The sequence below is a fragment of the Shewanella sp. YLB-07 genome, assembly GCF_009377275.1.
Window position 1 is genome coordinate 178581 of sequence record NZ_VOQB01000013.1, and the last position, 24840, is coordinate 203420.

Genomic DNA, 24840 nt, shown 5'->3' on the forward strand with positions numbered 1-24840 from the left:
AGAAAGCCCTCAAGCAAAGCATCAACGGCCCGTGGGCAATCGACACCGCTCTTTATTACGACTCTTGATTACAAGCAGTCCAGACACAAAGCCGATTGTTCACCTTGACCCTCACGGTCTTAAATGTTCCATACATTCCGAAGACATTTCCCATATCCATATGGGGCAGACAAGGGAATGCCGCAATGATGTCGGGAACATCATCGGCCCATGGGCAATCGACACCGCTCTTTATTACGACTCTTGATTACAAGCAGTCCAGACACGACACAAAAAAGGAGCCGATAGGCTCCTTTAGGATAAACTCATTATGGCTGAAATAAGCTTATTTCATTGAAGTCAGGTAGTAGGCGATGTCGAGAAGCTCGTCATAAGACTTGATAGCACCAGTCTCGACACGATACTTACCATTGACCACCAGCGTTGGTACGCCTGAGATCTTGGCATTAGTCGTGGCACGCTTCATCTGTGACATCTGTGCACTGACCATAAATGAATCTGCTGCAGCATCGAACGTCTTACCTTCTACACCGTTAGCGATAAATAGCTTACGCACGTCATCACGACTAGTGAAGTGTTGCTTCTTATCATGAATCGCTGCAAAAATTGCCTTCTCTATCTTATCTTCGACTTTTAACTGGTGAGCAACGGCGAATGCCCGAGACATCTCGACGCCCATCTCTCTACCGATGAAGTCCACATGATTCTGCTTAAAAACGACACCTTCAGGAAGGTTAGCCTTAATTTTTGGCACTTCGGTCTTAGAAAAATTGTAGCAATGACCACAGTAGAATGAGAAAAATTCGGTAATCTCAGGTTTCGCCGTCGCAGGCCCCTGATTGATCACTGTGTAGTGAACTCCCTCTTTATAATCTACAGCCATGGCAGCCATAGGGGCCATAAATAGAGCCAGGGCAATCAATAATGCTTTTTTCATGATGATTCCTTTTTCGCGCGTTACGCAGCGTGATCTTAATAATTTGGAGAATAACATAATGTTCTTTCGAGTGTACCTCAAGAGCATTAGTTCATTTTTCTGTTACAAAATGAGAGTTCAAACAAGTCACTAGCCTCAATAGCCTGGAATCAAACTCAGTGCAGGCTCATTCAGGATTGCCAATTGCTCCTTAAACGAGAGGATCTGCTGCTCCCAATATCTCTCCTCTGCATACCAGGGAAAATTCATCGGGAATGCCGGATCTTCCCAGCGACGACTGAGCCAAGCATTGTAATGCAACATGCGCATAGCTCTTAATGGCTCAATCAGCCTTAGCTCTTTAGCATCAAACTCACAAAACTCTTCGTAAGCTTCCAGCAAGATCTCTAACTGAAGTTGCCTCTGTGAGCTATCACCGGTGATCATCATCCACAGATCTTGAATTGCCGGCCCTGTGCGCGCATCATCCAGATCGACGAATCCAGGGCCATCGGGAGTCCACAAGATATTGCCCGGATGAAGATCCCCATGTAAACGTATATGCTTGGGATTCTGCTGATTCCAGATCTCCTTCGATTTATCCAATACCTGTTCGACAATAGTGAAATAGGGTAACACCAGGGATGATGGTACATGTCCCGATTCCTTCAACCAAAGCAGAGACTCATCCCCCAAGACCTGTGGGTTCACGAGATCCCTATGGGCAAACTGCCCCTGCTTCGAATATTGATGGATACGACCAATGAAGCGCCCTGTTGCCTCTAACTGCTCTAAGTTATCTACCTCAAACGCACGACCGCCTATGGAGGGAAACAGGGCGAATCTGAAACCTTTATACTCATGCAATGAGCGGTCATTAATGATCAGCGGCGTTGCAATCGGTATCTCTTCATCGAATAATGCCTGGGAAAAGTCATGCTCTTCCTGGATCTGGGCATTACTCCAACGCTCAGGGCGATAAAACTTCACCACATAACGCACACCGTTATCACAACGAAACTGATAGACGCGATTCTCATAACTATTGAGTGCTAATAATCCTGTCTCTGGAAATATATCTAAGCTTTCAATTGCATCTAAGATAAGATCTGGAGTTAATGCCTGATAATGTAATCCAGATCCTGTTTGACCTAGACTCATAATAACCTCCTCAACAAGCTCGCTAAATACTCTAGCACCTCAAACTCGGCTTCACTCTCAACACTGAGCCAGCAGATATCGGCATAAAACTCATAATTGAGTTGCATATGGGTACCTTCAAATATGAGCAACCATTGATGCCTATCGGCTCCATCATGGCGCTCTATGACTCTGGCATCCATGGCAGCCGCTAGCGGATCTGCAAAAAGATGAAACTGTTCAAAGTCGATTTTGGCTTGTATAGACAAGCTGTTTGCAACTGGATCTAGTTGTAATGATTCTAACTTCATTAATATTGTCTCTGTAAAATCAGATGAAGAGCGACTCGGTAAATAGACGATGAGGATTGGGCAGCATATAAGATTTCGACCTCAAAATAGCAACCAGGTAACACTTCTCTGCACTGTCATGCGTTAACTTGATTAGAATACCTGTTTATCAACAAATTCCTTGCAACTTAAGCCCTTATCTTGGGTTGTAACACATTGCAGACCGCACTGATAACGACCTTGTCCTGAATCACTGACCTTTACCATGCCAGCCCCCTTCATCAGGCACTGGTCTACTTCGGCATAATAACCTGAGATATTTTTACTTTGCACGGCTCCCTGAGGGATCTCTGTAGCGTCGGCATAATAGAATAAGGTCCACTCGGGGCTTTGTGTGCAAGCGGTCAAAGATGAAGACAACAACCCCAAAAAAACTAACTTACGAAATCCCATAATAACTCCATAAATGCTCTTAAAAGTTAACAAGAGCCAATAAAAAAGGCGAAACTCAGTTCGCCTATTTTACACTTGTTATACCCCTTTAAGTAAAAGAGTTACTTCAATGATTTCGCCTTCGCTTTCTCGATACGTATAACACGCCCTTCGAAACCCGTTACTGTGCCATCGCTCAAACCATACTCTATAGCTTTACGACAAACATCCATAGCACTATCAAACTCACCACAATCATTGAGTAGAGTAGCTAGGTGCATGAAACCTATGCCCTTGTAAGATGATGGAGACTCGAGCACGGCAAACAATGACAAATAATATGGCGATAATGCCGCGCCATATTCTTTATATTGAGCTTGCTTACGTTGCTTATAACACTCGGCAATGGCTCCGAGTAAGCCGACATGTTTTATCGTATTATTCGATGCGCCGCGATATTCAGATAACGCCAGAGTCAACTTTTCGTTTGCCCAAGACTCATCAGTGACCGCAACCGTTGCGACTTTAGATTCATCTTCTGCTGGCTCTGGCTCTGGCTCTGGCTCTGGCTCTGGCTCTGGCTCTGGCTCTGGCTCTGGCTCTGGCTCTGGCTCTGGCTCTGGCTCTGGCTCTGGCTCTGGCTCTGCAGCAAGCTTCACCTCAGGCTCAGAAGGGGCAAGCTCTTCTTTAACCTCAAGGGAGTCTTTAGTCTCGAAAGTTAGCCCCTCATCTATTGGCTTTGCCCTTTCTACGTCTTCAGACTCGATTTTTTCAACGATTTGCTCAGCCGTTTTGTCTTCAGCTACTCGCTCTTCAGACTTAGAATCAACATCAGTCTCCTGAGTATCATCCGCCTTAGGTTCGTCGAATATCTCTTTTTCAGCAGGCATGCTGCTTTGCTCTTGTTCATCTTCCGCAAGTCTCTTAGCGCGTTTGTACAGATAAATGCCTAAAGCAACTAGCAAAATAATCGCTATATATTTCATTGTCGTCCACCAGTGATTGACCCCAGCCTAGTATCAGGCTGCATATTCCCTATCCATGTACAGATAGTAACCGATATTATTAATTCATTCTCTTGCTATAAATCAAGTATTTATATCTCTTTTTAGATATTTTTCTTAATTTACAGTCCCTAGCCACTATTCTGGCAGTAATTTATCTTTATTTACACCCGACTCAGATGAAAAATAATTAAAGTGACAAGGCAATAACCCACCATTTTGTGCGCCCCTTCATAGTTTAGACGACCCACTTTGAGACTAACTCGAATGAAGCGATATAATAACCGAGTAAACCACTAAGGTACTGTTATTGAGTATTGACTCAACAAGTGCAGTTAAATCGATAGCGTTAGGGGATTGAATATGGCAAATTCAGAGCTGCTAAGCGGAAAATTACTTCGCGAATATCAGACCATCGCAGCCATGGTCGAAATATATTGCAAAGCCCATAAGCATAACGCCAAGCCAGTTTCAGACTGCCAAGAATGCCAAGACTTTCTCGTCTATGCCCACACCAAGCTGGACCGTTGTCCATACGGCCAAGATAAACCAACCTGTAATAAGTGTCCGGTTCATTGCTACAAGCCCCACATGAAGGAGAAAGCGAGAGAGATAATGGTGTTTGCGGGCCCAAAGATGTTATTCCCTCATCCGATTATGGCAATACGCCACTTACTATCGGGTAGAGATCCGGTTCCGGGCAAGCCTCCGTTCAACCAATCAAACCGCCACCTTAGAAAGAATGATGAAGCTCAATAGCAGGAAAAAACTGCTTACCTGCTTCTCAGGACTCGAGTTCGCTGAACTCGAGAAATATTGATACCTATCTATTCAGCAAGTAAAAAAAAACTTCCCGAATGCTCTCACTCGGCTAAATATACATAACGCAGAACTGCAGTATTAAGATTCGATTCTGGGATTGATTCTGTCGCCTTGAATCATCAGCCAGTAATTAACAATAAGCCGCGATCGATAAATTTACTCAATGGTCATTATTAGCCAATGTAATGCTTCATTTACCAAAGCTTGTATATAATTATCATCTTGTGGCACATATATTTCAAACTCTATAGATTGATGATTATTTACCCTGTTTATCTTGATCTTGCCTACTGTAGAGATGACAATGAATTTGTATGAATGAATTTAGCAGCTTTTTCTCACAGAGTTATTGGTGGTTATCACTTCTGGGCGGTCTTCATTGTATCGCCTTGGGCCTCTATATCCGCTATATCTATCGAGAGGGCAATGGTAACCACAAGCTTTTAGGTAGCATATTCAGCTTAATGGCACTGTATTTCTTCACCGGAATGTTGAATCGAGATAACTCTCCGGCACCAATCCATCTGCTGTTTACTCTCATCATCCCGGTATACTTTCTCCTGATGCCACTTCTGTACCTCTACTGCTATAGAAGCCTGCATAATATTAGACGTTCTATTCACTTCTCCAGACATTTTTACCTTGCACTGATTGTTGCCATAGTGGTCATCATAGCCTCGTTATGGAGCAAAAATTTCGCTCCGGATGTCAGCATCATCGAACTCAGCAATGAATCCAACATGAGTCAAATAAGCAAGTTAGGCGCATTATTACCTAGCTTGCTCACCATACAGACCTGCGTTTATTTCATTCTAATCATCCGCATGCTCAAAAAGTACCGAGGAAGAACGCATAAAGCACATCAGGAAAGTTTACGGGACATCAAATTTCGCTGGTTATTGGTGCTCACGTTCGCCATGATGGCAAATTGGCTGATACGTACTGTCTTGGTCATATTGCCCTTCTATCTGGGCGACCAAATCTCAGAGTTAACCCAAGCTTTTACTCGTTTAGCTCTGTTACTGACAATATATGTGCTGGCTATCTATAGGCTCCAACAAATTACCAGAGCCGCCTATCTAAGAGGTCGCCTCACCATCACGACAAACTCAGGGGCTTTGAAAAATAAGGCCAGCACTCAGCTACTCAGCTCTGAGGAGCTCAACTACCTACAGCAGCTGTTAAAGGAGGAATCTCAAATAGATAAAAACAGTAATCAAACCAGCTAAGTTGAATAAAAATATTAACACTTTTTAACTCTCTTCATTTAAGCCCAAGATGTTTTACGCTATGGTGACTGCAATAAAAAATAACTAAAACCAGTCATATAAGGGATCAAGATGGGAAAGGCATATCCAATTTCTAAGCTTGCGGTGCTCACTGCGGGTCTCCTGTTTACCACATCATATTCAATGGCATCGGACCGAAGCCATCAGATAACCACAGATGATTTCTTCGATATCGGCGGCATGAGCAGTGTGCAGCTTAGCCCTGATGGTAAACGGGCACTCTGGCTCGAGTCGCGTTGGGACAAAGAATTAGATAAATCACAAAAAGACCTGTGGCAAGTCAATACTAAGACCCGCCAGACAACTCGACTCACTTTTACTAATGAGAGCGAGTCTAGCCCACAATGGAGTCCGGATGGCACTTACATCTATTACTTGAGTAAGATCACCCATGAGGATAAGAAAGCCCCTTTCAACGGCAAGAAGCAAATTTTTAGAATTAGTCACAATGGTGGTGAAGCGGTACCTATGACCAAAGAGGTCGAAGGAGTCAGCGCCTTCTCAGTGAGCAATGATGGTAACAGCCTCTACTTCCTGACCAGTAAAACAGTTAAAGATGAAGATCTATGGGCTGACATGCGCGCCAGCCATGATAAACCTGAATATGCCCATGGTGAACGTAAGACCAACCCGCTTTATAAACTCGATCTACAGCATTTTAAACAGCAGCTCGTATTAGACGATGACAAGGTGGTATGGCAATTCAGCGTCAATAACGATGGCAGTAAGATAGCCCGTATTACCACATCAGATAATGAGCTAGTTAATCTGGAAGGTTGGTCTGATATAGAGATCTATGACACCAAGAGTAAGACCAGCAAGGTGTTAGAAGACACGGCGTGGCGTGAGCAAGCGCCATCACCCTACGGCTGGTTACTCGGCTTAGACTGGCACAGTGACAATCAACAACTCGCCTTTAGAATCGACTTCGATGGACATCCGGGCAAACTCTTCGTCAGCAATACGGCGAAAGGTTCATTACTCGAGATCACTCGCCCCGATGATATGACTCTAAGCGCAGCCAATATTCATTGGCGTCCCAATAGTGACGAGATCTGTTATCGCGGCGCCGATCATGCCCGCGTTAAGCTATTCTGTACCGAGATAGACGACGATGAACAGGGCGATACCCGTACAGTGATCAAAGGGGATCTGGTCATCGGCAGCTACAGTTTCAGCCATAATGGCAAGAAGCTCGCCTTCAGTCACAATGGACTGGATCATTTCTATGATCTGTTTATCGCCGACGCCGATAGCAAGCGCGCTAAATATAAACGCATGACCAATATCAACCCTCAGGTCGATAGCTGGATATTACCGCAGATCCAGATAGTTAAGTGGCAAGCACCAGATGGAACGAGTGTCGAGGGGATATTAGATCTACCCGCCGGATACAAGAAAGAAGACGGTCCCCTGCCGTTAATCGTACAGATCCACGGCGGGCCCACATCTGCCACACCCTATGCACTGCAACACAGATCCTATGGTCGTTCGACATTTACAGCAAAAGGCTGGGCGCTACTGTCGCCAAACTATCGCGGATCCACCGGCTACGGTGATAAATTCCTCACTGACTTGGTCGGCAAGGAGCATGATATTGAAGTCAAAGATATCATGGCTGGCGTAGATCAACTGATTGCCGACGGCATTGTCGATGGCGATAAGATGGCCGTGATGGGCTGGAGTAATGGTGGCTATCTTACCAACGCCATCATCAGCACAAATACCCGCTTCAAGGCGGCGAGTTCTGGTGCTGGTGTATTCGACCAACGCCTGCAATGGATGCTGGAAGACACCCCAGGTCATGTGGTCAACTTTATGCAAGGACTCCCCTGGGAGAAGCCTGATGCTTACACTCATGGTTCTTCATTGACCCATGCGGACAAGATAAAGACACCAACACTGATCCACATAGGTGAAAATGATCAACGCGTACCAGCAGGTCATGCACAAGGTCTTTATCGTGCCCTCAAGCATTACCTGAATGTGCCAGTCGAACTCATCGTCTATCCAGGTGAAGGCCACGGACTGAGCAAGTATCAGCACAGGAAAGCTAAGATGGAGTGGGATCAGAAATGGTTCGAACATTATGTTCTAGGCAAGGCTGTCGATTAAAAGTTCAAGGCTAAAGCGAGCGACAAAAATGTGTTTTTTAGCCTGAACATAAGCTGACAAGTAAGATAAAAGCGCCTATTTTTAGGCGCTTTTATCTTTTACAGCATTCTATTTCTCTTCATAGCTGGGTATGCTGTATTCCAATAGTTTTCGAAACGGAGTCCAGAATGAAAAAATTCATTTCTATCATTGCCACTTCCTGCGCCCTTGTCGCCAGTTTGCTCATGTCTCAAGTCGCCCTAGCCGATGAAAGCTATGCCGAGACGGTCGCCAACTTCAAGCAGGCTAATGATACCCATAAGTTTTTCGATAACGCCTACGGTTACGCCATCTTTCCTACCGTCGGCAAAGGTGGATTCGGTATCGGAGCCGCATACGGCAAGGGGCGAGTGTTTAAAGGCAACGACTACACAGGTGATACCAGCCTGACTCAGATATCCATTGGATTCCAGATTGGCGGTCAAGCCTATAGCGAGATCATCTTCTTCAAAGATGCTAAATCTTATGATGAGTTTACCAGCGGCAGCTTCGAATTTGGCGCTCAGGCATCGGCCGTAGCCATCACTATAGGCGCTAACGCTCAGGCGGGCACAACCGGAAACTCCAGTAGTGCAGGAAAGTCAGCAGCTAAGGCCTCATACATTAATGGTATGGCTGTTTATACTTTAGCTAAGGGCGGCTTGATGTTTGAAGCAGCGCTGGCTGGACAATCGTTTACCTTTGAAGAGAAATAAGGCCCTAGGTTCGAGTTCCTAGAAACTAGGGACTTCTGCCACTTGTTGCTAGATAACAAGTGGCATAAATATCTTTTTAGCTTCGGTTCATTGGGCTGATTTGGCACTTGCCAGTATTCTGCATACCAATACTTCATTGTTATCTACCGCCTGCCCGGCGAGGATAGTGCAAACACTTCTGCGACACGCTGTCCTCTCAATTAAAGGAAAGGGTCCCTATACGCTCTGCGACATCAAACAACCTCCATGTTTAACGGCCAGTTCGGCAAAATATGTCCATATACAAATGCCAGTTCAGCTTCCATGCTTCTCGTTCATGAGCTTATGGCTTGCCATATTCACCCAGCCTCTCGTTCTAAGAGTATCACTTCGCGATACCTCACCCTGATGTCGAAGGTCACAGCCGCGTTCACACCTGAGTGTTTATCTCTTCGATTTCAATTTTACTGGCTAGTAACTCGTTTGGGGACAGAACAGAATTAGAAAACATGTTCTAAGTCATAGGATTTTTATTAGGAATAATTATGACCATCGGATTAGCAGTAACGCCCCTCTAATAAGTGAACCATGTGCTGGCGGGCGATTTGCTCAGAAAATGGCATGACAGCCTTGGCGAATCTTAATTCAGAGGCTTGTTATATTGCTATAAAACCAATATTTAAAATGAGTTGTAAGTATCCCAAAAACGTTTTTTTGAATTAGCTTCATCTTCACCAAGTAAAGCCTCATTCAATTTAATTTTTATGGGTTCACCATTTTGTGAGAATTCTACAAAGATAAACTCCATGTAATATTTGATAAAATATTGATTATGGTCCCCTAGCGTCTTGTTTTGGTCCATAGACTTGAACGAATTTGAATGGATAAATGAAATATCTAATGTAGGTTTACTATTTTTATAATACCCTACATTTGCCTGAACCAACTTAAATTCAACACCTTCTAGCTCTGGCATGTTTGCATTTATGTAAGCCCGTGCTTTTTCCTCAAGTAATTCAACATTAAGTGAAGCAACCCCTTCCCAACGAAGGTTGTTTGTTTTGGCATACAAATTCCCATGAAGTAGGGAAAACAAAACAAAAGTCAAAACAATCCAATTTTTCATAAAGTAAAACTAGCTCCATTACCATTAAAAAATATAACGTCTTAGTATTTATGTGTTGTTTTGTTTGCAAAGCATAAATCGCTTGTTGGACTTGGCCGCTGCCACATCCATGTTGTTTGGTATGCTTTATGCTATAGGAATTTGCTTTTCTGGGGTAGTCGTTTTTGATACAGCTCGCAGTTAATTGTTTGATATGGTTTGATCTTTATCACATCCACATATGGCCTTCATCATCTTTCCTCGCCTTTTTGGGGTTATACATTTCAACTTCTGATGTCTAAAACTCTCTCCCCTCGTTGATATTTATACCAACAAGGTATCGCGTTTCTCCTGTCAGTAACGGCACAACCATCCCGTTATTTTATAGAACCTCAATCGAAGAGAAAAATCATCCAGTGTCGATGCGGCTGCGAGCTTCCAAAACAAGGATGTTTTGGCAGAGCCCACAGGGAAGTGCTTGCGGCGTCTCGCAGAAGTATCTGCACATACCTCGCCGGACAGGCGTTAGGTATCAATGAAGGAGCGACCTTCAAACACACTCCCAAACATAAAACCGGCTAAATGAGCCAAGGTAAAAATGTGGTCAACCTTCATTCGAAGGCTAACTACTTATGCCCCCAAGGAGCCGGTGGTAGTGCTACCGGCTTAGTCAGATCGAAATCCACTCTAAAATCACGTTCCTCACGGGTCAAACGGTAAGTAAACTCTTCTGGCTCGATATACATGTGCCACACATTTGTAATAGAAACATCTAAACCGTTTTCTCTGAAGTTATTGATTGAAGATGCATCGACGGGAAAAGACTGCTGCTCAGCACTGCCCATATCTGCTGTCATGCCACCATACATGGTCACCTTGTCTTCACTGCCATCTTTATGGCGATGATCATGCGCTAAATGTAGGCCATATTGGGTTTTGGTGATCACCCAGGTACGCGAGTGATCATCACCCACATGAAACGGCACCTTAAGCTCAGTCTCGCTACACTCGCGCACATGCATGATGAGTTTCTTGCCGCTGAACGCCGAGTCGGCAGAGTTACCCGCAGTAACCGTTCCCTCAAAAGCCTTACCACAATGGGCGGCTATACTGTCGAAGAAGGCATCCTGTTCAGATGTAGTGGCAAGAGCTGGCAAGGTAATAAATGAGGTCGTAGTGAGCAAGAGTGCAAGCTGTGAGTATTTTGTTGTTTTCATTATTATCTCCGTCAATTTGAGCCAGACAGCCTAACATAAGCAGATAAATTTTAACTTAAGGGTCTAAAAGCCCCTCCATAAACAATACATGGAGGGGAAAAGGGCAGGATGATTAACTAAGCTTTTCAACTCTCACAGGGATCCCGTGCCGGCAGTTAGCGCCGGTCCAATAATCATTGAGCATACTGGCTCTCTGCTTCCGAGTTGGATCCGATGGGATCATCTGGTTAATTGCCACTCCACCAGCACGCTCTTTTAAGCCCGCCAGCTTTTGACCATTGATAATCCTGTCATCGCCACCAAATCCTTGGGTGTGACCAAAACCATGAGACACACACACAGCCCCTTTTGCCACGCCAAAGTCAGTTTGCAGCAAGCCAATGGCAGGCTTGCCGTTAGCCGTGATCAGCTTGACGCTATCGCCGTCGCTTAACCCCTGCTCACTGGCAGTATCTTGATTCATATAGATATAGTTAGTCGGGCTTATCTCGGCAATACGCTTATAGGCCACCGCATAGTTAGATCTCACCGTGGCTTTATAACTTGAAAATAACAGAGGAAACTCTGCTTGAGGCCAGTGACTCTCCCAGGTATCCCCATTCCAGAATCTATGCTCCTGGTAGGTAATAATGCCCGGATAATGCTCACCAGAATAAGCATGGCGTAGCTGGGCTACTGCTTCATGATAAATTTGCAGACATTTAGACCCAGCCCCCTTAATGAATTCCCCCTCGTAGCGTTCATCAGCCACATAATAACCGCCGCGAGATAGCAGCGCCTCGACCTCATTGGCCTCAGTTGTGGTTAATCTTGAAGTAAGCGGCTTCATCGCATATTCAAGCCCTGCCCACAGCCTGTCTTCTGCGGTAACAATCGGTAAGTTTTCACATTGTGATGCTACGTTGGCTAAATACTTAGCATGCCAGTCCTCGAAGCAAAGTAGATCGGCTTTACTCCCATCTTCATGACCGATAGCACCTTTACCGAAACCAGGGAGCTGCATATCTAGGGCTATATCGATTAACAGTTGCTCCATACAAACATGTTGACCACGTTCATTTTTAACGGTTCTAGGAGTAACCAGTGGCGCCGCGGCCACGACGCCTAGCATGTGAGAACCCCACATGCGGTCGGCTGCATACTCTTCCAACATAGAACGGTCTGGAATAAAGTAATCGGCATAGCGGTTGGTTTCATTCATATGACAATCGATACCGACAATTAACGGTAGACGCTTAGGATCGGCAATACTCGCCACCACCTCCTGGCTGATCGATGCCGCACTATAGAGGAAGTTGTTACGCCAGTTGAACAGCACTTTAGCTCGATATGGATCGGCGTTGGCATGACTGGTCCACTGCTCCGCCGCGTTCATGGCCGGCAGCACTTCATGCCATGGTGTACTCGCAGGGTATGGGTTTTGCCCCTTAGCCACCTTCTGTCGATACTCGGTCGAAGACTCATAGGCACCATCACGACAAGCATTGACGATACCCTCTAAATTAACGCCTGTGACGATATTGGCCAGATCGTAGCGGCCTTCTATGCCACCAATCGGTCCATTACCATAAATTGCGCCACCTTTAGCATCATGGGAGCCCACTAAGGTATTTAAGGTTGCCCAGATCCATCCCATCACAAATCCATCCGATGAATTCGTTCCACCATTACCCGCAACACAAGCTTTGCGGCCGTAATGGCCAAGATCTTTTGCAACCTGACGCATATCTTCTATGCTAATTCCAGATTTAGCAGCGTACTCTTTCATACTTGTACGCTGGGACTCTTCTCTAAGCAGATAGAGAGACGAAGCAAGTTTTACCCTGCGACCAGACTTATCTTTAAGCACTTTGCTGACAAAAAGTGACGCCTTATCACCACTTTCAGCCGAGATAAACTCTTGGGTATTAGCCTTGATGATAATGGCTTCATCACCACCTAGACCAAAGTCTTTTGCCTTCGCGAAACGACGATACTTAGGGTGCTTAGGATCGACGACGACTAAATGACCCGCATTGGTATAGTTAAGTTCAGCCGCAGCCTTGGCAGCTTTCTCACTCGCGCCTTCGAGGTGGATTTTATTAAACCAGCCCTCTTCTAACATGGTACGGATAACACCGAAGGAGAACGCCGCATCTTGGCCAGGTTTAACCGCTAACCACTTAGCATTAGTATCTGCTGCGACTGTCGTTCTGAGCAATGGATCGACACACACATACTTAAACTTTCTATCGACGCGGCTATCGGCAAGACCACGGCCAACTAGGTTAAGGCTAGCACCAGATGATCCCGGGCTGGTGCCCATAAACAGACCGTATTCGACATTGTCCCAGTCGACATCATTGAGCCACTCTTCGAAGCCCGATGCCATACCTAGACTGTATCCCGTCGCCTGAGCGGCACCGCAATAAGCATGTTTAGTCCCTAAATTACTGGTACCCCAAGACTGCTGCATAAAGCGCGCATAAAAACTGCCACGTAAGGTATCTTCTGCGCAGTAAGTCGCGAACAGATGATTGGCGGCACTACCAAACTCAGGAAATCCCGGCTTGACCAGTTTATCGAGCTGACGCAAGCTACGTAGCCCCTCTACATGGCCTTCACCAAACAGATCTCCGCCCTTTAATATTTCTTCTAACGCTTGTTCATAACTGATGCTGACCCACTTACCTTCACCGCGTTTTCCATCGCGTTTAAGCACTTGAGTCACGCGGCGTTCATCATCGACCGAATCGGCACAACTCGCTCCCTTAGCACAGGTAGTAGCACGGTTTTCCAACCCCGCCTCACCCGCCATATCGATATAACTTTGCTTCACACTGGTATCCATCGGCAGCGGTGAACCTGAGTTATTTTCACAGTATGGGTTTCCACCCACCTTCAAAACCTTGTCACTTTTCTCATCTATACGTACACGCAAACCACAGATGTTGTAACAGCTAAAGCAGCGGGAATATGCCGTTCTTATTCCAGGCGTTTTACTCCATTGACCATCAGCACTCTGTAGACACTCTGGAGGAATTGGGTGACCGAAACGGGATACATCTTCGCTGTGCACAGGGTGAATGGGTTGAGTTTTTTCACTACAACTTAGAGTAGCCGCAGCGACAGAAACAACGCCCGCTTGGGTTAAAAATTTACGTCTATCCATTGCCAACTCCTAGCGCTGCCATTCGAGAAAATTAAGTGACAAGATCTCTTGATCATCTGCCTGCTCTGGTAAACCGATATAAAAAATATTGGGCTGAGTACCTGCTTCAGATAGCATGGCATAAGCCTTATTGTCTCTAAGTAGCCGAGAGATCTTACTCTCAGGATCATTCAGATCTCCAAATATCCTAGCTTCACCAATACAGGTCTCAACACAGGCAGGCAGTAGGCCTACTGATACGCGGTGAATACAGAAATTACACTTTTCCGGGGGAGACTCTAAGGTCTCATCTTTGCGCCTAGCCCCATATGGACACGCATCGACACAAAGCTGACAATAGATACACTCGTCATGATCAATGACAACAATGCCATCTTCCTTGCGCTTATATGTTGCCTCTACCGGACATACATAAACACATGCAGGGTTATCACATTGATTACACTGATTCGGAACGGCCAAAGTTGATATCTGGCCTTGATGCTCAATACTCGCTTGATTAACTCGAGTTCTTCCTCGACCAGCATCAGTCTGGTTCTCCATAGCGCAAGAGACGGTACAGGATAAGCACCCAGTACAACGACGAACATCAAACACCATAGCCAAACGTTTTCCTGCAGTTTTTGCCTGTAATTGTGCCATCGGCACAATTGATAGCATGGCACCACCAGCAGCCATTTTTAATATCGAACGTCTATCCAGCATAATCCACCCTTACACATAAACTATATTTATATAGCCAATATGAATTGACCTTTATTTTAAAATACACAAATAAAATTAAATTAATAACTAGAATTGGATTTAAAATATAACAATAAAACAAAGGTCACACTTTTAAAATAAAAAACAAAACTTTGAAATAAAACAGCAGCTAGTATTTAAGAATTATTTTTTCGATAACAAATTAAACGTCATACAATCGAACAAGCAATCAACAAGATTAAAATCGCCCTATATAAAACACAAAGACACACGCAAAAACAAGAAGTTAACAAAAGTCACAGGGTGACCAATAAGAATAACCACAATAATTAAATTTCTGACATTCAAGCTATTATTGGATTCCACACAAATATCGAATATTGATATTTGCATTTATCGATATTTGATAAGTGAGACCAACATCAAAATAAGAATAATAACCACATTAAAAGTGTGACATATAGCACTGTATTAACTCTTACATACATAGATGATACCTGCCAATAACAAATCACTCGATATAGACCATGAATAAAATAGACCAGTTAAATTATAACCAACTAAAAGTGTTTATTTCAGTATATGAACATGGTCAAAGTCATCAAGCAGCAAATGAATTAGGGATGACAGCATCTGCTGTAAGCCGAACTTTAAAAATATTAAGAGAGATATTTAAAGATTCACTCTTTATACGTCGTGCCTCCGGATTTGTTGCCACAGAAAAAACTCATCAGATAATTCCAATGGCCAAGGCCCTGGTCGAACAGTACCAACAAATAGAGGAGCAGCATTCAGTCTTTACTCCTGCCGAGTCAGGGGGCCAATACATCATTCATGCCTATGATGAATTCGTCTACGCGGTGAAGAAGGTGATACGTGATGACATACTTTTCGAAGCACCCAATCTTCGTTTCGATGTTCGCGTTCTCACCCATGATTGCAGTATGGAGTTGGCCAATGGTGATATGGATTTCGTGGTGGTATACGAAGGATTCAATGGTAAAAATCTTAATTATGAAATGTTTTCTGAAACAGACAGCTTATATATATTAGCCAGAAAAGATCATCCATTACTATCTCAAACACTGACCTTGGAAGCCATTTCACACTACCCCTGCCTTGAAATAGATAATTATGACGACCTGACTTGCCCGCTGTTAGTCAATCTTTGCCGCGAACAAAATCTCACCATGGAAGTTGAAGGTTATACCGATAGCCTAGCATCAGCCATGAGACTGCTTAGCGAAAGCAATGCCATAACATTGAGCTGCAATCAATTCACTCGTCAGTTCGTCAAGATGCTTCCCCAGATCCAATACATCAAATTACCCGATAACCTGGCGCAAAAATGCCGTATCCGCCGCAGAGAAAACCGAGAAATAGGTAACTATATTCTCTTTGGAAATACCAATAACTCAGCCGCATTTAACTGGGTAAAATCCAAACTAATCTGTGGCTTAGAAAAAGAATGGCGGCTCGCCAGCGATGAATAAATTACATTTTCACCAGCTCATGGATGACTTAGTCCCTGCAACCGTCTAGTCACTTACAGCCAATTGAACCAATAGGAGCATGTCCAACAAACATGTAAATCAGTGCCAAAGAGTGAGCTAAATAATAAAGAGTGTGAGCAGAAAAGCATGTAACGGCACCATCAAGCTACGCCTGAAGCCTGAGCCGTACATAGCCACAAGGTTAAGTATCTAACTTTGCAAATAAAAATTAAGTAGTGAACAAAACTACCAAGATGGGGAATACATATGAAGATTAACAGACGCGCATTCCTGCAGGGGGTTGGAGCCAGCTCCATTGTCAGCTCTCTGTCAGGCTTGATGCCCGGCATTGCCAGTGCTACGGAACAACGTGGCGGCGCGCCAGACAAGTTACTCAAGCGCGAAGGTGAGATCAAATATCACACTTGCCAACGTAACTGTGCTGACCGCTGTTTGCTGAAGTTTACCGTGCAAAATGGTCGTATGACCTATGTTGAAGGTGCTTCAGAGATGAAGAAGATGGGCACCTCACCTTGCGTTAAGGGTCATGCCTATGTGCAGTACACTTACGCTGCCGATCGTATCTTACATCCGATGGAACGTGCGGGTGAAAAAGGCGAAGGTAAGTGGCGTCGTATTTCATGGGATGAAGCCTATGCAAAAATCAGCACGCGCCTGAAGACTATCATTAAAGAGCACGGTGCGGATTCGATTCTGCCATACAGCTATTCGGGCCACGAAGGAGTTATCGGTAAGTACGGCGGACCTAGCCGTTTCTTCAACGCCGTAGGAGCACGTAAGCTAGACCGTAAGGTGTGCGTATTCGCCGCCTATGAAGGCCTTAAATCTGTGACCGGCACTTATCAAGGTCCAGATCCATACGACAATATCTATACCAATTGTTATATCTCTTGGGGTCAGAACGAGACGGCAACCAACGTTCACGGCATCAAGTTCATCAACCAGGCACGCGATAAGGGTGCCAAGCTATTGGTAGTGAACCCAATACGCACACCTATCGCGTCCCAAGCCGATATCTGGCTACAGCCAAAACCAAGTACCGATACCCATCTCGCTGCCGGTATCATGAAGTATCTGATCGAGAACAACTTAGCCGATATTAAGTTTATCAAAGCCAACACCCTTGGTTACCAGGACCTGCTAAAACGTCTAGACGAAATGAGCTACGACGAAATTGAGAAGGTCACAGGCATACCAAGAGAGAAGATGTTCAAGTTCGCCAAGGTCTACGGTGAATCTGAACTATCTGTATTACGACTGGGCTATGGCATGCAGCGCAACTACAACGGCGCCCGTATGTCTCGTGCCATCGCTATGATGCACGCCGTTGCGGGTCAATTCGGTAAAATTGGTAACGGTTTCGTTTACGATAACACCCAAGCCGATGACAGCCTGAACTACTCTAAGGGTCGTGCGGATCACATTCACCCGAACCCGGATACCGTGGGTCACGTCAACATGACGGAGATCGCCAAGGCCATTCACCCGACTAACCCGACAGCCTATGGCAAGCCAATCAAGCCAATCAAGGCGGTGATTAACTACAACGGTAATTTCGTATCTGTTGCCCCAGATTCAAATGCCTGTCGCCTTGGTGCGATGCGTGATGACCTATTCTTAGTCGTTCATGATTTCTTGATGACAGATACCGCCGAGTTAGCAGATATTATCGTGCCATCGACCACACAGTTCGAGTTCCCGGATATGGGTACCGATTACAACTGTTACCACATGCAAACGTCTGAAAAAGTGATCGAACCTCTGGGTGAATCCAAAGATAACTGGTTCTTCTTCAAAGAGTTAGCCGCCCATATGGGACTGGATCATCACCCCGAGCTGCGGGTCGATTATGAACAGATCCTGCGTGACTTCTTAGACACAGATGAACCAGCATTTAGACACAACAACATCACCTACGAGCAGATCATCAAAGAGAAATTTGTCACGGTTTACGATCAACGTCCTTACTTCGGTGACGGCAAGTATAAGACTGACAGTGGCAAGATTGAATTCCATTCTCAGATGATGAAGGACGCGGGCTACCACCCGGTGATCGACTTTGGTCTGCCTGAAGATGAGATGACCCCTGAAGAGAGAAACTTACCATTCCGCATGTTATCTCCGGCGATCCCTCAACGTGCCAACAGCGCCTTCTATAACGTGAAGTACATTCGTAACTTCCCGGCGTATTTTGCCAAGGTTAATACCGAAGATGCCAAAGAGCTTGGGATTAACAATAACGACCGAGTCAGACTCAGCAACCACAGAGGCGAAGCTTTCTTCATCGCCCAGGTTTCAAGTCAGGTTGGCCGCGGCACCGTAATGGCACCGAAGAACAACTGGCGCCGCATGGATCCACAGGGCAAGGCCAGCTGTACCAACAACCTCACCACCGACAAATTGACCGATATGGGCGGCTGCTCTGCCTACCATTCGACTAATGTCGCGCTAGAAAAAGCCTAAGGAGTAAAAGATGTCTATTAATCAGAAAGTGGGCTTTGTCTTCAGACAAGAAAACTGTGTCGGTTGTGGTGCCTGTACTGTCGCCTGTCAAATTCACAACGAGCTGCCTGAAAACCACAGATTCCGTAAAGTCGATCGCTATGAAGTCGAGCGCGAAGATGGCGCGATTGATGTGTGGTTATCTCATTCTTGTATGCACTGTGAAAACCCAGCCTGCCTCATTGTCTGCCCAGCTAAAGCCTACCATATCAGAGACGATGGCATAGTCGTGCTAGATAGAGAAAAGTGCACAGGTTGTGGCCTGTGTGCCAGCGCATGCCCCTACTCGGCAGTCAGTATTCGCGAAGATGATGGCAAGGCCGATAAGTGCAACATGTGTGTCGAACTGCTAGATCGCGGCATGAAACCAGCCTGTGTTACCGGCTGTCCGGTGCAATGCATAGAAGTCGGCAATATCAATGAAGTGTTGAAAAAGCCTTCGGCAAGTAAAGAAGGCATTGGCTACGGCGACTGCATTACGAAACCTAACATGGTGATCATTAAGGAACGTGCATGATGAAAGCTGAATATGGCTCAACCACAACGGCATACTTCGCTTACAAATCGATGATTTTCAATCCTTCGGGAACAGAGGCATTGAAAGGCCTCATCGACTACTTAAGTGCAAACAGACCCAAAAGTCCTCTACTCATCGAAGCTAGAAAATTTGTCGAAGATCCTGCGGAGCTTGAGTTTGATTTTAATCGCATGTGTATTGGGCCATATAAGCTACTGGTAGCACCTTATGAAGGAGTACATATCAGTGGTAATCATGTCATGAATACTGATGAAACCGTCAGGGTTGCCGAGTTTTATCAAGAGATAGGGCTGGTTATCGACGATCAGTTTAATGAACCTGCCGACTTTATCGGTAATGAACTTGAGTTTCTCTACTGTGTTCACGCCTTAGCCTGGGAACAAAAACAGGCAAGTAATCTTGATGCATCCATAGAACTCAAGCAATTAGCTAATGAGTTTATCACCAAGCATCTAGGCAATTGGATCGCTCCCTTCTGTGAAGGAATACGCCAACATGCCTTTCACAATTTTTGGCGTGAGTTCGCTATAGAACTTCATCATTTCATCATCAATCAGATGAATGATGATGTTAACAGCCCCGAGCCCTGTTAACTCATCGCTACCGAGTAAAACGGCATTATCCACATATAGCCGAATTCAACATGCTTCGGGTATACCGGGTAGCGTCATCTAAGCGACACGAGTCGCAAAGGAGTTATTAATGAACAAAGTAATACGCTGGTTTAGCTGTATTTTTGTCGGTTGGCTTGCCTATGGATCAGCAATGGCTGCCGACGTTGCCACACTGCAGCCGCAGCAGTGGCAAACGATAGAGATACATACAATACCAGGAGACATACCTGAACTTAGAGGTATGCCAACACAAACAGAATTGCTATTGCCGGCATCCATCCCGGAAGATGCCAATGAAACTGTTCTCGGCTATTTAGGTGCGACCGACAGTATCGCATTTTTAGTCTTTGCCAGCCTGTTTGGCGTGATAGCCTTGTTTATCATCTTCATCATGGTGAACGGTATCTCTCGCCTGGATAAAGGTTTTTCAAGCAAGATGATCAAGCGTTGGTCAGGCTTAAGCATCAGTGTGCATTGGTTAGGCGCGATTGCCTGCATCCTGCTAATGCTAACGGGTCTGGTCTTAGCGGGTGGTCGACTCTATATGGAACCAGGCATGAATGCTTCAAGCTGGGCGTCCTTGGTTGGGCTATCCAGTGGGCTGCATGAGTTAATGGCATTCCCATTCATCTTAGGTTACATCCTGATGATCTTAATGTGGGCACCTAAGCAAATTCCCGCAAGCTACGATCTCAAATGGTTTGCCGTATTAGGCGGCTACATCAATATGGGTAAGAAACAGCATCCGGATGCGGGCTTTGCCAACGCCGGTGAGAAACTCTGGTTTTGGGTCTTCGCACTGTTCGGCGGCTTCATGATCATTTCCGGGTTAATCATGATGTTTCCAGCCACGTTCGAGGTCAGCAAGAACACGGCTAACCTTATGTTACTCACACATATCATCTCTACTGTCATCATCAGCGCCTTCTCTGTGGTGCACATCTTCATGGCGACAGTCATGTCTGAAGGCGGCATGTCAAACATGACATCCGGATACTGTGACGAAAACTGGGCGAAGCAGCACCACAACCTTTGGTTCAAAGAACTTAAGTAAGCGAGTCCCGAGTATCAAGCCTTGCTCACCAGTGATTTCATGTGCTGGTGAGCATTCTCAAATAGAGCTTCGGCTCTGACATTAGACATTCAGCCGTGCACTAACCGACTCTTGCCTAAGAGGATGGTGGCTAGCTGCACCCCAAATAAAAAATAAAGAAGATGAATACGATGAATACATTAAAATCACTCGTGGCAATTGCCGTTACTCTTTGCTGCTATAACGCTTATGCCGATGAGACTCAATCATTAGAGGAGCGGGTTGCTAAACTCGAACACAACACCGCACCATCACAGTTTAAAAACAGCCAGGTCAGTCTATACGGTTCCATTCGTCCAACGCTTAGCTACCTGGATGATGATCAGGATAAAACCTGGGATGTTCGTGATGCCCTATCGCGTGTAGGCATTAAGGCCAGCACAGAATTTGCCGATGGCTGGAGCGCTATCGCTCAGGGTGAGTGGAGCATAGATATTGCCAATTCGGGTAACTTCGGTAAGGCACGTCTAGCCTATGCCGCTATCGCTTCACCATACGGACAAGTGGGTATTGGTAAGCAGCGTCCGGCTCAATACACCTTAGTTGCCGAGTACGTCGATATCTTCAACCATGGTAACAGCCCATACGCCTATGATCACGAGAGCCCATTCTTCGTCGATAACTTCGTCACTTACAAACTGATTACTGGCGGTCTCACCTGGATGGCAGGCGCGCAGGTTGACGGCGACAGCGGTGAGAATGGTACCGATATGGTCAACTTAGGTGTCGGTTACGATTTAGACCAGTTACACCTAGGCTTAGGTTATGTCAGCCAAAACACAATGTCAGATGCCGGTAGCGAAGGCGATGACCAGACTATTGGCGGCGTCGTCGCTTATACCTTCAGCAACGATCTCTATCTCGCTGTCAGCTATCAGGACAAGCAATATCATTTGAATGCCTTAAGCCAAGATAGAAGTGGCAGTACCTTAGATACAGCACTAGCCTACCCGATTAGTGATGAGTACAAAGTAAAACTAGGCTATTTTCAGTTTAAAGATGGCATCAATGATGATACCTCCGCCGACTACAGTGGCTTCAATACGACTCTCGAGTGGAACCCTATGGATAATGTGCGCCTGCACTTAGAGTATCTAGCTAAAAACTTCGAGCATCAACAAGATGACCAAGCCATCACCATAGGCTTTAGATACGACTTCAACTTAATTTGGACAGACTAGTAAGCTAAAGCGCCTCATTTAGTCGAGGCGCTTGAGTTTCAGCTTACTCTGCTGTTGAAATTCCAACTTTAAACGATCGACGAAGCGTCGCATGACTAGCGGGAGTTGTTTTTGATAGGAGTGCAGCGCATAGACAACACGCACCTCACCTTCAAACTCGGGTAATACCCGCTGTAACACGCCGGTTTCCAATTCATCTTGCACGAAGATTGACGGCATCAGACCAATCCCTACTCCAGACTTAACTGCATTGATAGCGCTGATGGAGGTGTTAACTCTCAAACTCTGATCGCTGCTATAACTTATCTCTACCCCTTGCTTTGCCTTTAATATTGCCGAATTTTGCCAGGGTAAGATCACCAGAGTCTGCTCGCTCAAGTGCTCGGCTCGTATCTCACCATCTCTAGCTAAATAGCGCGGCGAAGCCACCAAGATGCTGTCTAATTTCCCTATGGGTATGGCTTGATAGTTACTGTCTTTCTGTGGCCCAACTGAGATGGCAATATCTAGCTTATGCTCCAGTAAATCCAGCCGTTCATCGGTAAAAATCAGTTCAGGGGTCAGTTTAGGATATTCATTGCAAAGCTCTGCCACTATGGGCGTCACCATACTCGTTTCAAAGGCATGGGGCGCAGTGATTGATATTCGACCAGCAGGAGCGTGCTCGAGAGATTGCACCTCATCCAGGGTCGCCGACAACAGATCCACCAGCTGCTCGCTGCGCCTAGCCAGTTTTTGACCAGCTGCTGTGAGGTTAAGCTGACGTGTACTGCGGTTGAGTAGGCGAACGCCAAGCCCGGTTTCAAGCTGACTCACATACTGACTCACCGCCGACTTGGTATGGCCTAATGCTTCGGCCGCCGCAGTAAAGGAGCCCCGATTGACGACCTCATCGAACACCAACATCTGATAGCTCAGTCGCCTTTGTTCACTTTTAATGAACATTAAATTCACCTTTAGGCTAATTATTATAAATAATAAATACAATAGACTGGTTTGCATAGGGACACAACAACCATAGAGAGAAATAAAATGACTCAATCAATACGCCAATCCGTAATGCAAGCCAGTCGTGACTGGATAGCCGATTTCAACCGAGGCGACACCCAAGCCTGCATCGCCCGCTACTTTCCCGAAGCCAAGATGCAGGTCTCGCCCTTCGGTCGTTTCGACGGTCTAGAGGCCATCGCCCAATTCTGGCTAGAATTCGCCGAAAGCAAGCCAGGGGAACTCGTTTATCGCAATATTGAGATCAAGGTGCTTAACGACAAGCAGGCCATCCTATCGGCCAATTGGTCGATGAATATCGCCAGCGGCTTTATAACCAAAGAACTATGGACCTTAGCCGATGATGGCCAATGGTATCTGGAAGAAGATGATTTCAGCCTACTCACTCAACTCGAAGCACCTTTGGCCAATGAGCAACGTTCCGCTCTGATATTAGTCGACTTGCAAAATGATTACTTTCCCGGCGGACGCTTCGAACTAGAAGGTATCTGTGACGCCAACAAAGTAGCCAAAACTATGCTAACCCACTTCAGAGCTAAGCACTTGCCGGTGATCCATATCCAACATATCTTCGAAGATGATAACGCCCCCTTCTTTGCGCCCAATACCACAGGCCTAGAGATAGAAAACAGTGTCGCACCGATTGAGGCGGAGTCCGTGATCGTCAAGCATCAGATAGACAGCTTCATCAATACGGCTCTGGAGCAGACCTTGGTTGAGCTGGGCATAGATAAGCTCGTTATCGTCGGCGCCATGGCACAGGCCTGTGTGCAGACTATCTGTCGCAGCGCAGTGAATAAGGGTTATGAGTGTGAAGTGATCGAAAATGGAATAGCCGCACCAACATTAGAGTACGAAAAGCATAGTTTCAGCGGGGCAGAAATTGTCGCGGCAAACCTGTTATCCCTCACCTTCGGCGGCGCTCAGATGAAGACCAGCCAGGCCTGGTTAGCGCAAAACAGCTAATTCAATCGAGAGCTTCTGGCTAATCAAACCAGGCGGCGGACTTTTCTGCCGCCTGACTCTTTACCGAGTCGTCGATATACATGCTGACCATAGCAAGCGCAGCAGCCAATGCACCTAAATCATCTGAGAAGCCGACCACAGGAGTCAAGTCGGGGATGGCATCGATAGGCGCGATAAAATAGGCTAATGCGCCGAAGATCACTGTCTTGGCCCACTTAGGTGTGTCTGGGCGTTGCGCTGCATAATAGAGACATAGAGCCTTGTCTATCACCTCCAGACCAGCTTTCTTGGCAAACAGTTTAAGCTTGTGCCAGAAGCCTGCATCACTATAGCCATCGGTTGCGCCATGGTTTGAATTATCGGACATAATACCAATTCCATTAAATTTATGATCAATTCAGAGCTCTCTCAAGGCTTTTAATTCACGGCGCATTGTTGAGGAAATGGTTATTCCCTTTTGAGGCAATGCAACACAGAAGTAGAAGTCCTGAGAAGCTCACGTAGTGCGGGTTTAAAAACACTTTA

General features: G+C 45.7%; 22 protein-coding genes. 11 read left to right on the plus strand and 11 right to left on the minus strand.

All coding sequences use genetic code 11. The features are described 5' to 3' along the window. Positions 1-325: 325 nt before the first annotated feature. The 5 genes from FS373_RS24195 to FS373_RS31655 all read right to left on the minus strand — a co-directional run bounded on the left by FS373_RS24195 (position 326) and on the right by FS373_RS31655 (position 3764). The gene (locus tag FS373_RS24195) at positions 326-937 is read right to left on the minus strand and encodes a thiol:disulfide interchange protein DsbA/DsbL (RefSeq protein ID WP_144048377.1); all 612 of its coding nucleotides are present in this window, start codon (positions 935-937) and stop codon (positions 326-328) included. 135 nt (positions 938-1072) lie between these two features. Then, positions 1073-2077 carry a serine/threonine protein kinase gene (locus tag FS373_RS24200; protein ID WP_144048378.1) on the minus strand — a complete coding sequence of 335 codons (1005 nt, stop codon included), beginning with the start codon at positions 2075-2077 and terminating at the stop codon, positions 1073-1075. Further along, on the minus strand, positions 2074-2367 hold the full coding sequence (locus FS373_RS24205) for a DUF3630 family protein (protein ID WP_144048379.1): 294 nt from the start codon (positions 2365-2367) through the stop codon (positions 2074-2076). Before FS373_RS24205 ends, FS373_RS24200 begins: the two co-directional genes overlap by 4 nt. 132 nt (positions 2368-2499) lie before the next feature. Continuing rightward, positions 2500-2799: a hypothetical protein gene (locus tag FS373_RS24210; RefSeq protein ID WP_144048380.1), complete on the minus strand. Its 300-nt coding sequence runs from the start codon at positions 2797-2799 to the stop codon at positions 2500-2502. A gap of 101 nt (positions 2800-2900) precedes the next feature. Further along, entirely contained in the window at positions 2901-3764 is an 864-nt protein-coding gene (locus FS373_RS31655; protein ID WP_194165928.1) for a hypothetical protein, read from the minus strand. Between the two features lie 381 nt (positions 3765-4145). On the opposite strand from FS373_RS31655, the gene FS373_RS24225 reads away from it, so the two are divergent. The 4 genes from FS373_RS24225 to FS373_RS24240 all read left to right on the plus strand — a co-directional run bounded on the left by FS373_RS24225 (position 4146) and on the right by FS373_RS24240 (position 8742). Continuing rightward, entirely contained in the window at positions 4146-4541 is a 396-nt protein-coding gene (locus FS373_RS24225; protein ID WP_144048382.1) for a nitrous oxide-stimulated promoter family protein, read from the plus strand. Between the two features lie 377 nt (positions 4542-4918). Continuing rightward, positions 4919-5833: a hypothetical protein gene (locus FS373_RS24230; RefSeq protein ID WP_144048383.1), complete on the plus strand. Its 915-nt coding sequence runs from the start codon at positions 4919-4921 to the stop codon at positions 5831-5833. Positions 5834-5944: 111 nt separating this feature from the next. Continuing rightward, positions 5945-8008 carry an alpha/beta hydrolase family protein gene (locus FS373_RS24235; protein ID WP_152830796.1) on the plus strand — a complete coding sequence of 688 codons (2064 nt, stop codon included), beginning with the start codon at positions 5945-5947 and terminating at the stop codon, positions 8006-8008. 167 nt (positions 8009-8175) lie between these two features. Continuing rightward, positions 8176-8742: a YSC84-related protein gene (locus tag FS373_RS24240; RefSeq protein ID WP_152830797.1), complete on the plus strand. Its 567-nt coding sequence runs from the start codon at positions 8176-8178 to the stop codon at positions 8740-8742. Positions 8743-9400: 658 nt separating this feature from the next. On the opposite strand, the gene FS373_RS24245 is transcribed toward FS373_RS24240, so the two are convergent. The 4 genes from FS373_RS24245 to FS373_RS24260 form a co-directional block, all read right to left on the minus strand. Beyond that, positions 9401-9847, minus strand: coding sequence for a hypothetical protein (locus FS373_RS24245; RefSeq protein WP_152830798.1), 447 nt, complete (start codon positions 9845-9847; stop codon positions 9401-9403). 605 nt (positions 9848-10452) lie between these two features. Beyond that, complete coding sequence (locus FS373_RS24250; protein ID WP_152830799.1) at positions 10453-11043, minus strand: hypothetical protein; 591 nt, start codon at positions 11041-11043, stop codon at positions 10453-10455. 112 nt (positions 11044-11155) lie between these two features. Then, the gene (locus FS373_RS24255; RefSeq protein ID WP_152830800.1) at positions 11156-14194 is read right to left on the minus strand and encodes a molybdopterin-dependent oxidoreductase; all 3039 of its coding nucleotides are present in this window, start codon (positions 14192-14194) and stop codon (positions 11156-11158) included. Between the two features lie 9 nt (positions 14195-14203). Continuing rightward, entirely contained in the window at positions 14204-14899 is a 696-nt protein-coding gene (locus tag FS373_RS24260) for a 4Fe-4S dicluster domain-containing protein (protein WP_144048388.1), read from the minus strand. 527 nt (positions 14900-15426) lie between these two features. On the opposite strand from FS373_RS24260, the gene FS373_RS24265 reads away from it, so the two are divergent. The 6 genes from FS373_RS24265 to FS373_RS24290 all read left to right on the plus strand — a co-directional run bounded on the left by FS373_RS24265 (position 15427) and on the right by FS373_RS24290 (position 22341). Next, the gene (locus FS373_RS24265; RefSeq protein ID WP_152830801.1) at positions 15427-16392 is read left to right on the plus strand and encodes a LysR family transcriptional regulator; all 966 of its coding nucleotides are present in this window, start codon (positions 15427-15429) and stop codon (positions 16390-16392) included. Positions 16393-16659: 267 nt separating this feature from the next. Beyond that, positions 16660-18876, plus strand: coding sequence for a molybdopterin-containing oxidoreductase family protein (locus FS373_RS24270; protein ID WP_152830802.1), 2217 nt, complete (start codon positions 16660-16662; stop codon positions 18874-18876). Positions 18877-18886: 10 nt separating this feature from the next. Next, positions 18887-19432, plus strand: coding sequence for a 4Fe-4S dicluster domain-containing protein (locus tag FS373_RS24275; RefSeq protein ID WP_144048391.1), 546 nt, complete (start codon positions 18887-18889; stop codon positions 19430-19432). Continuing rightward, complete coding sequence (locus FS373_RS24280; protein ID WP_322619559.1) at positions 19429-20046, plus strand: molecular chaperone TorD family protein; 618 nt, start codon at positions 19429-19431, stop codon at positions 20044-20046. The genes FS373_RS24275 and FS373_RS24280 overlap by 4 nt, the downstream gene beginning before the upstream one ends. Positions 20047-20155: 109 nt before the next feature. Then, a complete protein-coding gene (locus FS373_RS24285) occupies positions 20156-21121 on the plus strand; it encodes a formate dehydrogenase subunit gamma (RefSeq protein ID WP_144048392.1) in 966 nt (321 codons plus the stop codon). 161 nt (positions 21122-21282) lie between these two features. After that, positions 21283-22341, plus strand: a complete 1059-nt coding sequence (locus tag FS373_RS24290; RefSeq protein ID WP_152830803.1) for a porin — start codon at positions 21283-21285, stop codon at positions 22339-22341. 18 nt (positions 22342-22359) lie between these two features. Here the strand turns inward: FS373_RS24290 and FS373_RS24295 are convergent, their stop codons facing one another. Further along, positions 22360-23286 (minus strand): LysR family transcriptional regulator, encoded by a 927-nt coding sequence (locus tag FS373_RS24295; protein WP_227993212.1) that lies wholly within the window; start codon positions 23284-23286, stop codon positions 22360-22362. An 87-nt stretch (positions 23287-23373) separates the two neighbouring features. Here FS373_RS24295 and FS373_RS24300 point away from each other — a divergent pair, with 87 nt between their 5' ends. Beyond that, complete coding sequence (locus FS373_RS24300) at positions 23374-24315, plus strand: isochorismatase family protein (protein ID WP_152830804.1); 942 nt, start codon at positions 23374-23376, stop codon at positions 24313-24315. Positions 24316-24334: 19 nt separating this feature from the next. Here FS373_RS24300 and FS373_RS24305 read toward each other — a convergent pair whose 3' ends face one another. Further along, a complete protein-coding gene (locus tag FS373_RS24305) occupies positions 24335-24682 on the minus strand; it encodes a YkvA family protein (protein ID WP_144048395.1) in 348 nt (115 codons plus the stop codon). Positions 24683-24840: the final 158 nt, after the last annotated feature.